We start from the raw sequence: 7,762 nt of genomic DNA on the forward strand, positions 1-7,762 counted from the left end.
GCTCCAACAGCTGTCCCCTACACTCCTTCAATCTCCTCCACAACTCTCCCAAACTCCTTCTCTCCCATACTCCCCAGCCTCATATGATACCCCTCAAACGCCAGGTTCTCAGTAATCTTATTCGGTACAATTACACATCTAAGCCCTGCGGCAATGGCAGCCTTGGATCCATTCATAGAATCTTCAAAAGCTATCGCTTCGGATGGGTCAATCCCGAAATGGGTGATAACATTCCTGTAGAGAGCCGGATCCGGCTTTACCTTCTCTACATCATCAGAAGTCTGGATGTAATCGAAGTACTGTAGGAAGTTCAATTCTTTCAAAAAGAAAGTGACCCATTCCCGGTTGGAGCTGGAGGCCAGCCCGATTTTCAGTCCTCTGCTTTTGGCTTCTTTCAAATAATCTTCAACCCCTTCACGGGCAATCGGGGATTGAAGTTTTTCCTTATGTAAAATATGAGATCTCTCGATGATTTCTTCGATTGTCAGGGTGCCGTTTGATTTTTCCATGATGTATTCATAGAGGCCTTTTGAATCTGTGCCAATGAAGTGAGCATAGTCGGCAATCGGCATTTCACTGTGGTCAATTGCGAGCATGTCGCAGAATGCTTCGTAAAGGGCATATTCTGTATCGATGATCAGTCCGTCAAAATCGCAGACAATTGCTTTAATCATAGGTTCCACCTTCCTCTTTCTATCTATTTATCCTCGCTTAAAATCAAACTGCCTTCCCCATACTGTCCCATCCAATCCTTACTGAAAGCTTCTACATTGTCTTCAATGGACGGAATTTTGACGAGCGCCTCGATCAGTTCCGGTGCAGCCGTGATTCCGTGCGCGCCGGCAAGGCAGACATTGTGGATCTGCTGGACGTTTTTGAAGCTGGCTGCCAGGACTTCACAAGATAAGTTGTGCTTTGAGAAAATCTCGGTAATTTCTGCGACCACTTTTGCACCATTGCCTGTAAGATTATCGATCCGGTTAACATAAGGAGCAACATAATCAGCCCCTGCTTTGGCAGCAAGATACGCATTCATTGGTGTATAAACCGTTGTTGCCAGTGTGCGGATGCCCTCTGCCTTCAGCATTTTGATCGCTTTGATGCCTTCCATGGTGACAGGAATTTTTACGACAACGTTCCCCGATACAGCTTCACAGAGCCAGCGGGCTTCTTCTGCCATTCCTTCTGCATCCCCGGCAATCGTCTGGGCAAACAGCTCTTTTTCCTCCCCGATAACAGCTCTGATTTCCTTAAGCAAAAGCAGGAAAGGCTTTTTTTCCTTTACGACTATGCTCGGATTGGTGGTAACCCCGTCTATCGGAAAAAAATCCACGAGCTTCTTAATGCTTTCAACATTTGCTGAATCAATGACTAATCTCATATTTTTTGCCCTCCTAAAAATAATAGCCTAACTCTTGGATGACAAAAGTTAAGCTATTGTTTTTTATTCATTATGAGTAGATCCGGATTATGTCCCCAGCATTGACTTCCTGGATTTCACTGTCTTCCAGGTACAGGGTGCCTGGCAGCTCCGGAGTTTGTGAGCCGTCGAATTTCAGGGTAATATGGCCGAGTGAGGAAAGATTTTGTTTCACAGCATCGCCGACAGAAGTAACTTTATATTCATTGCTGCCGATCTGCAGGGTATCGCCTGCTGCAATCTCGCCTTCAACCCCTTTTACATCGATCAGGAGGCAGTATTCAGCCAGTTCAGCTGGAGCATTATCCCCGAAAAGGATGAACATTTTTTCACCGAAAAATTCAGTTACAGAAGGGCCGATGCTGTTGATTTTGGTTTCGAATTTCGTTGTCATGGTTGTGTCTCTCCTTTGGATCATATTTCTCTATTCGGGACGGGAGCTCCAGGTGCAGGTGCACTCGTGAAGCTCCTTATCCATATTTTCATTTTCTATTATTTAACATCAATCATACAAGCCAAAGCTTGCGAGCCAGGCAATGAAGACGGTCGGCGCCCCCGTGAGGAATCTGGAGTAGAGGACAGATGGCACCCCTACTTCGACTGTTTCAACCTCTGCTTCTGCAAGTCCAAGTCCTACTGGTACGAAGTCAGCAGCAGCTTGAGCATTGATGGCGAACAGGGCCGGCAATGCAAGGTGGGCCGGGATGTTTCCTTTTCCGATTTCAACCCCTATCAATGTTCCGACTACCTGGGCAATAACAGCGCCAGGGCCTAAGAATGGGGAGAGGAGCGGGAATGAGCAGACAAGTGCGATGACGATAAGCCCCCATACAGAACCTGCGAAAGGTGACAGGAATTTCGCGAACACGTCGCCGATTCCTGATTCCAGGATGACCCCGATGAGCATGGCTACGAATGCCATGAACGGAAGGATCGTTTTGATAACTGTATCAATGGCATCACGGCCTGCCTGATAGAAGACGCTCGTGATCGAACCCATTGCCATACCGACTCTAGCCATCAATCCTTTTGGCTTCTGCTGTTCACTGATTTTCTTGTCTGAGCTGTATTTAGGTGTTTTGATCCCTTCAGCTGCCTCTTCCTGTACCGACATTGCCGGAGCCGCTGCTCCTTCTGCATCTGCCAGCTGGATATTCTCCGCCTTTACGCCGGAAACGTAGATATCTTCTGTAATATGCTTGGCCAATGGACCGCTCTGACCCGTCGGCATGATGTTGATTGTCGGGATGCGCTTTTGCGGGTATAGTCCACAGCGCAGTGTGCCGCCGCAGTCGATGATGACGCATGCCATTTCTTTTTCCGGTACAGATGTCTTAAAGCCGTCGACAAGCTCACAGCCTGTTAATTCAGCAATTTTATCCGCAATCTCCGGCCTTTGACCGCCGGTAATATAGACGACTTTATTTTTCTCGTCTGTTGGTGTTATTACTAAAGGTCCGCCAAATCCGCCGGCGCCCTTTGAAATTTTGATTGATTGAAAAGCTGTCATGTTTCCCACCACCTAAAATTCTATAGTTGAACGGTATCTTTTAGTTTTACGTTTTGCTGCTTGGCTACATAAGAAGTTGTCAGGTCAGTGATCCAGCCTCTTAAGAAGTTGGTGAAAATCCCGACAAGGAAGTAGCGGAGAGCAAGCTCGGTTACATCATGTCCCAGTGTTGTGATTCCTGCTGAAATTCCGAGGAATACGAACAGCTCACCCGGGTTAACGTGCGGGAATAATCCGTTGTGCGTGTGGCATGAATAGGATGCTGCCGCATAATAGCTCGGCTTATATTTTTCCGGAAGAAATCTTCCCAGTGATAATGTCATAGGATTGGCAAGGACGAATGTCCCGATGATCGGCAGAACGAAATATCTTGTAAATGCGTTTTTTCCTGATTTTCTTGCCAGTTTTTCGACACGCTCTTCGCCGACGAGGCGGACAAGTGCGTTCATGGCAACCAATAGCATGATCAATAGCGGTACAATATCTGTGACAAGGCTGACAAAGGTTTCCCCGCCTGTGCGGAATAAGTTCATGAACCCTTCAGCTAATTTGATGATAAAATCCATCTCTTCACCCTCTTCTCATTTCTTTCTTTTTTGGCATGATATAGTCGATCCAGCCTTTTTTCACCTGGAGCTCGCCGCCCTTGGAGATGATGTCATAGCTCTTGAGCGCATCGGCAATTGCAAGCTGGGTCAATTTATCATGGCCTTTGAAATCTTCATCGGAAATCTTCAGCAGGTATTTCCCCTCAAACCCATTCAGGTCCTTGACCTTGGAAAAAACGGTCACACCCTGCATTTTTGCTGCCTTCAGAATTTTATTCCTTTTATCGATAGCGAACATGACAACCGTCCCTGCGCGCAATTTCCCTGTTCTTTTGCCGATGGCCACCCGTCCGAGCGACCTCATTTCGGCATACTTTTTATTAAAATGCTTGATCTGGAAAAACCCGAGGATGCTCTGGACCAGCCAGGCGATCCCAATCAGTATGATTAAAAATAGAATCATCTTCTCAGCCCCTTTCCCTGTTTGACCGTTCGATGCTGGAGACAAAATCCTCATAGGATGCTGCCTCTACCAGCTGTGCGATGAGCTCTTCATTGTTAGCAATCCCGATGATTTCATCATAGATTTTGACAATCAGGCTTTCATTGCATTCATTCTGTTCCTCCGGCAACCCGAGCAGGAACACAAGCCTGACTTCCCTGCCATTCTCCATGACCCCCTCCGGGAAAATCCCGACCGCAAGTTCAATGTCATTGGACTGCTGATTGAAGGTGTGCGGAAAGGCGATATAGCGGTCAAAGACCATTGATCCCTTCTCTTCCCTTTCCTTCAGCCGCTCCATGAATCCAAGGTCAAGGCGGCCAATTTCAGTCAGCTCGTTTACCATATGGAAGACGTTTTCGTGATAGCCCTTAGAGCTGTCCAGCTGGAAAAATGACTCTTTCGCAAGCAGCTGGGCCATCACAGATTGATACTCGCTGCCATTTTGAATGTTGAGCCTCTGTCTGTAGGCCGCTTTCTCAATCTCCCTCTTCACACGGCTTTCATCGAATATTTCATTAATCATGATAAAAGGTGCATGGGTTTCAAAGGGCAGCTTTACGGTTGAAAAAACAAGATCATATGAATCCAGAACTTCCTTAACTGCATCCTTTTCGGCAAAAAGATTGATTTCAGTATCCTGGTTCAGGATGCGCTCCAGCTGGATGCTGACGAGCTTTGCCGTCCCCCGGCCAGTCCCGCAGACGACTGCTGCTTTTTGGAAGCGCTTGACCTTGATATCGCTTTGGCCGATGAAGACCCCGAAGTAAAAGGCCAGATATCCAAGTTCATCCTCCGGCACCTCGAGCCCATATCTGCTCTCGATCACCTGTCCGGCAATCTCCGCCATCTTGTAGGCAACCGGATATTTTTCCTTCACATCGGCGAGCAGTGCGTTCTTCAGGCGCAGCCCGAAAATCAGCCGGTTCAGCATAAAGGTCAAGTGGTACAGGAGATCCTGAAAGAAGGATTCATTCTGCTCAATGATTTCCTTTTTAAAGCCAACCTGTTCTAAAATCTGTTCCAGCAGCCGCCTTACATCATCGGTAATCGCAATATCGGCCAGCGTCCGATTGTTTGTCGGCGTCCGCCTTCCCGCGATCGGAATCGTGATGAACAGAGCCTCAGCTTCAGGGATTTCTATCGGGAGCTGCTTTTGAATCGCTTCAACGATTTCAAGCGCGATCCCGTGCTCCTGTGTGCCGATCAGCTTTTTATGCTTTTCCTCGATAGCTTCAAGATGATGATTTTTCAAAAGCCGGTCCAGCATGATGATGATGAATTCCATCAGCCTCTCCTGGGTAGGAGATTCGAGATTATACTCGTGCGAGATTCTCTCAATCGATTCCGTAATATCTTCATCAAGCGGATAATCTCCATACAGCACATCATACAGATGATCAAGGATGTAGAAGCGCAGGTCCAATTCCCTGCCGCTCAGCTCCATCCCCCTGTTCGGCTTGCCGTGAATGATGAGCTTGTATGTCTCAAGGGAAACGGCTGCCTTTTTCAGCTCATTGACGAGCGTTGTGCGGCCCAAGTGCATTTCCTCAGCCAGATCATCCAGTGTATACGTTTCTTCGCTGTTGATGAGCCGGTCGATGATGAAGCCGATCCGGCCCTTTTGCGAATTCAGCGAGCTATCTTCCGGGCTGCTTTCTTCCAGATAAGATTGGAACGCTTTCATATTATTGATATCGAAACGAAAACCTTTTCCTCTTTCATTGAAAAAAGAAGCAATTCCGTCCAGGTCATCATTCAGCTGTTTGATGTAATTCCTGATCGTCCTGGTGCCCACACCCATTGCCTCTGCAAGCTCATCAAGTGAGTGATAGGTTTTTGTCCGGGCAATTGCCAGCATCTTTGCTGCACGTTCATCTATCATTCTGTCAGACATTTTATCACCCCTATTTATATGGAAGCCGGACGGTCTGCCCGCTGGCCGGCTTCCATAAAGGCGTCGAAATAACGTCTTTTCAAAGCATCAGCCGCGGGATTTACCGCCTGAAATATTAAAAGTTGTCCCTGTTACATAGCCTGCACGGTCAGAAGCCAGATAAGAAACCAAATCAGCAATTTCTGTCAGCTTTCCTTCGCGCCCAAGCGGGATCGATTTGCTGTAATCAGTTGAAAGGCCATCAACCGTCACACCGCGTGTGTACGCTAATGCTTCATTATAAGCATCTGTCCTGAGGCCAGTCGTTTCAATGATACCAGGGGCAATCGCAACGACACGAATATTGTGTTTACCAAGCTCCTTCGCCCATGCCCTTGTAAAAGCAATCACCGCTCCCTTTGTCGCTGAATAGCAGCTCTGTCCGGCAGAACCTTCCTGGCCAGCCTCTGAAGATACATTGATAATCACACCGCCGCTTTGCTTCAGCATCTTCTTCGCAGAAGCCTGGGCAAACAAGTAAGGACCCTTCTGATTCACAGCAACCATGAAATCAAAGTCTTTTTCACTTAACTCATATTCCGGCTTTTCTCCCTTGTCGTCAACCAAAAGTCTAGGAAGATTCACACCTGCATTATTCACTAGGATATCCAAAGACCCGAACAGCTCAACCGTCTTCGCAACCGCCTGGTCAACGCTCTCCTTCTTCGTCACATCACACTGAATAAAATAAGAACCGTTTTCCTGCTCGCCTTCTTCCCCATTCAAATCGGCAACCACAACCTTCACGCCGTTCTTCAGGAGTTCATTCGTAATATGTAAACCGATGCCCGAAGCACCACCCGTAACAATCGCTACCTTCTCTTCCAAACCAAGCCAAGAACCGCTCATCTGTCATTCCTCCTATAACCAAGTTGAAAACACTTACAATTTCTAATTTCAGTATAGTAATTGTATTAGGAATTATTAATACAGACTTTTTCACTTAAGAGTGAAAATGGGTGTATGAATTGGGCCAGGGGTCCGCGGTGGGCCAGGGGGTCGGGTTCCTTGGCCCGTTTTTTGGGCCAGGGGGTCAGGTCCCTTGGCTCGTTTTCGCGGTGGAGCCAGGGGGTCTGGCCCCTTGGCTCGTTGGGTCAGATCCCTTGGCTCGTTTGGCAGGCGAGAGGCCAGGTCTCTTTCCCAAGGTGCAGGATGGAAGCAGAAGAGGCTGCATATGTGTAAAAGGCTTGCCACCTGCGGCCACCGGGTAATTAATCAAACGTTTGATTAAAGGCTAACTTGTATCCATATAAAACAGGCTGTAGTGATATAACCAGACAAAAACTTAACAAGAAAGCTTTATCTAATCATATATAGAAGTGAGTGTGGAACTTTTATATAGAGGAGACTGAGGATGAAGTGGGATCAAATCAGAGAAAAGGGAAAAACAAGGTTTGTGCTTAAGTTCAGCCTTGGCATATCTATTCCTTTTTTAATTGATTACTATATAATCAAATTTCTTTTACAATCATTTGAAATGGAACTTATACTTGCAGAGGGATTATTTACTTGGATCATTTGTTTGTTAACAGGAGGGGGCTTAGGTAATTACGCTTGGGGTAAATTGGAGAGGGACAGAGAATAGCAGGTCTTTCAAGCTGCAGCTAGTTGTATTTTAATTGTTCCAAAGAGCATGAGATATGAAAAACTTTAAGCCTGGACAATCAATGCTCTTACAATTAATTAAATCCTAGAAGGGAGAGGTAAAGGAGGAAACCGTTTCTGGTTTCCCCTGGCAAAAGGATTATTTCGAAAGATGACCATACATTTAATGAGCCCATTTTACTATCCCTTTTTGTGTATGTAAGACAGTGAAACAAATTTTGTGAAACAAGATTATTCGGGA

Annotated in this window: 9 protein-coding genes; 1 reads left to right on the forward strand and 8 read right to left on the reverse strand. The window is 46.6% G+C overall.

Translation table 11 applies throughout. The features are described 5' to 3' along the window. Window positions 1-17: 17 nt before the first annotated feature. From Q9R36_RS26005 to Q9R36_RS26040, 8 genes are all read right to left on the reverse strand, one after another. Complete coding sequence (locus Q9R36_RS26005; protein WP_311226182.1) at window positions 18-674, reverse strand: HAD family hydrolase; 657 nt, start codon at window positions 672-674, stop codon at window positions 18-20. A 23-nt stretch (window positions 675-697) separates the two neighbouring features. After that, a complete protein-coding gene (locus Q9R36_RS26010; protein ID WP_311226183.1) occupies window positions 698-1,381 on the reverse strand; it encodes a fructose-6-phosphate aldolase in 684 nt (227 codons plus the stop codon). A gap of 70 nt (window positions 1,382-1,451) precedes the next feature. Beyond that, a complete protein-coding gene (locus tag Q9R36_RS26015; protein ID WP_306009798.1) occupies window positions 1,452-1,814 on the reverse strand; it encodes a PTS glucitol/sorbitol transporter subunit IIA in 363 nt (120 codons plus the stop codon). A gap of 108 nt (window positions 1,815-1,922) precedes the next feature. After that, on the reverse strand, window positions 1,923-2,930 hold the full coding sequence (srlE, locus tag Q9R36_RS26020) for a PTS glucitol/sorbitol transporter subunit IIB (RefSeq protein ID WP_094769736.1): 1,008 nt from the start codon (window positions 2,928-2,930) through the stop codon (window positions 1,923-1,925). A gap of 20 nt (window positions 2,931-2,950) precedes the next feature. Further along, window positions 2,951-3,496 carry a PTS glucitol/sorbitol transporter subunit IIC gene (gene srlA / locus Q9R36_RS26025; protein WP_009792837.1) on the reverse strand — a complete coding sequence of 182 codons (546 nt, stop codon included), beginning with the start codon at window positions 3,494-3,496 and terminating at the stop codon, window positions 2,951-2,953. 4 nt (window positions 3,497-3,500) lie between these two features. Beyond that, window positions 3,501-3,941: a transcriptional regulator GutM gene (locus Q9R36_RS26030; RefSeq protein WP_009792836.1), complete on the reverse strand. Its 441-nt coding sequence runs from the start codon at window positions 3,939-3,941 to the stop codon at window positions 3,501-3,503. A gap of 4 nt (window positions 3,942-3,945) precedes the next feature. Beyond that, window positions 3,946-5,877 carry a BglG family transcription antiterminator gene (locus tag Q9R36_RS26035; RefSeq protein ID WP_311226184.1) on the reverse strand — a complete coding sequence of 644 codons (1,932 nt, stop codon included), beginning with the start codon at window positions 5,875-5,877 and terminating at the stop codon, window positions 3,946-3,948. Between the two features lie 87 nt (window positions 5,878-5,964). Next, window positions 5,965-6,765 (reverse strand): SDR family oxidoreductase, encoded by an 801-nt coding sequence (locus Q9R36_RS26040; RefSeq protein WP_129612843.1) that lies wholly within the window; start codon window positions 6,763-6,765, stop codon window positions 5,965-5,967. 505 nt (window positions 6,766-7,270) lie between these two features. On the opposite strand from Q9R36_RS26040, the gene Q9R36_RS26045 reads away from it, so the two are divergent. After that, window positions 7,271-7,501 carry a hypothetical protein gene (locus Q9R36_RS26045; protein ID WP_224949308.1) on the forward strand — a complete coding sequence of 77 codons (231 nt, stop codon included), beginning with the start codon at window positions 7,271-7,273 and terminating at the stop codon, window positions 7,499-7,501. The last annotated feature ends 261 nt before the right edge of the window (window positions 7,502-7,762 follow it).

Source organism: Bacillus sp. AG4(2022) (assembly GCF_031844465.1).
GTDB classification, from domain to species: Bacteria; Bacillota; Bacilli; order Bacillales; family Cytobacillaceae; genus Bacillus_AB; species Bacillus_AB infantis.

Excerpts from the sequence above, each read along its gene's own strand:
- srlE (WP_094769736.1), bottom strand. The coding sequence starts at position 2,930 with ATGACAGCTTTTCAATCAATCAAAATTTCAAAGGGCGCCGGCGGATTT.
- Q9R36_RS26030 (WP_009792836.1), bottom strand. The coding sequence starts at position 3,941 with ATGATTCTATTTTTAATCATACTGATTGGGATCGCCTGGCTGGTCCAG.
- Q9R36_RS26045 (WP_224949308.1), top strand. The coding sequence starts at position 7,271 with ATGAAGTGGGATCAAATCAGAGAAAAGGGAAAAACAAGGTTTGTGCTT.
- Q9R36_RS26015 (WP_306009798.1), bottom strand. The coding sequence starts at position 1,814 with ATGACAACGAAATTCGAAACCAAAATCAACAGCATCGGCCCTTCTGTA.
- srlA (WP_009792837.1), bottom strand. The coding sequence starts at position 3,496 with ATGGATTTTATCATCAAATTAGCTGAAGGGTTCATGAACTTATTCCGC.
- Q9R36_RS26010 (WP_311226183.1), bottom strand. The coding sequence starts at position 1,381 with ATGAGATTAGTCATTGATTCAGCAAATGTTGAAAGCATTAAGAAGCTC.
- Q9R36_RS26005 (WP_311226182.1), bottom strand. The coding sequence starts at position 674 with ATGATTAAAGCAATTGTCTGCGATTTTGACGGACTGATCATCGATACA.
- Q9R36_RS26040 (WP_129612843.1), bottom strand. The coding sequence starts at position 6,765 with ATGAGCGGTTCTTGGCTTGGTTTGGAAGAGAAGGTAGCGATTGTTACG.
- Q9R36_RS26035 (WP_311226184.1), bottom strand. The coding sequence starts at position 5,877 with ATGTCTGACAGAATGATAGATGAACGTGCAGCAAAGATGCTGGCAATT.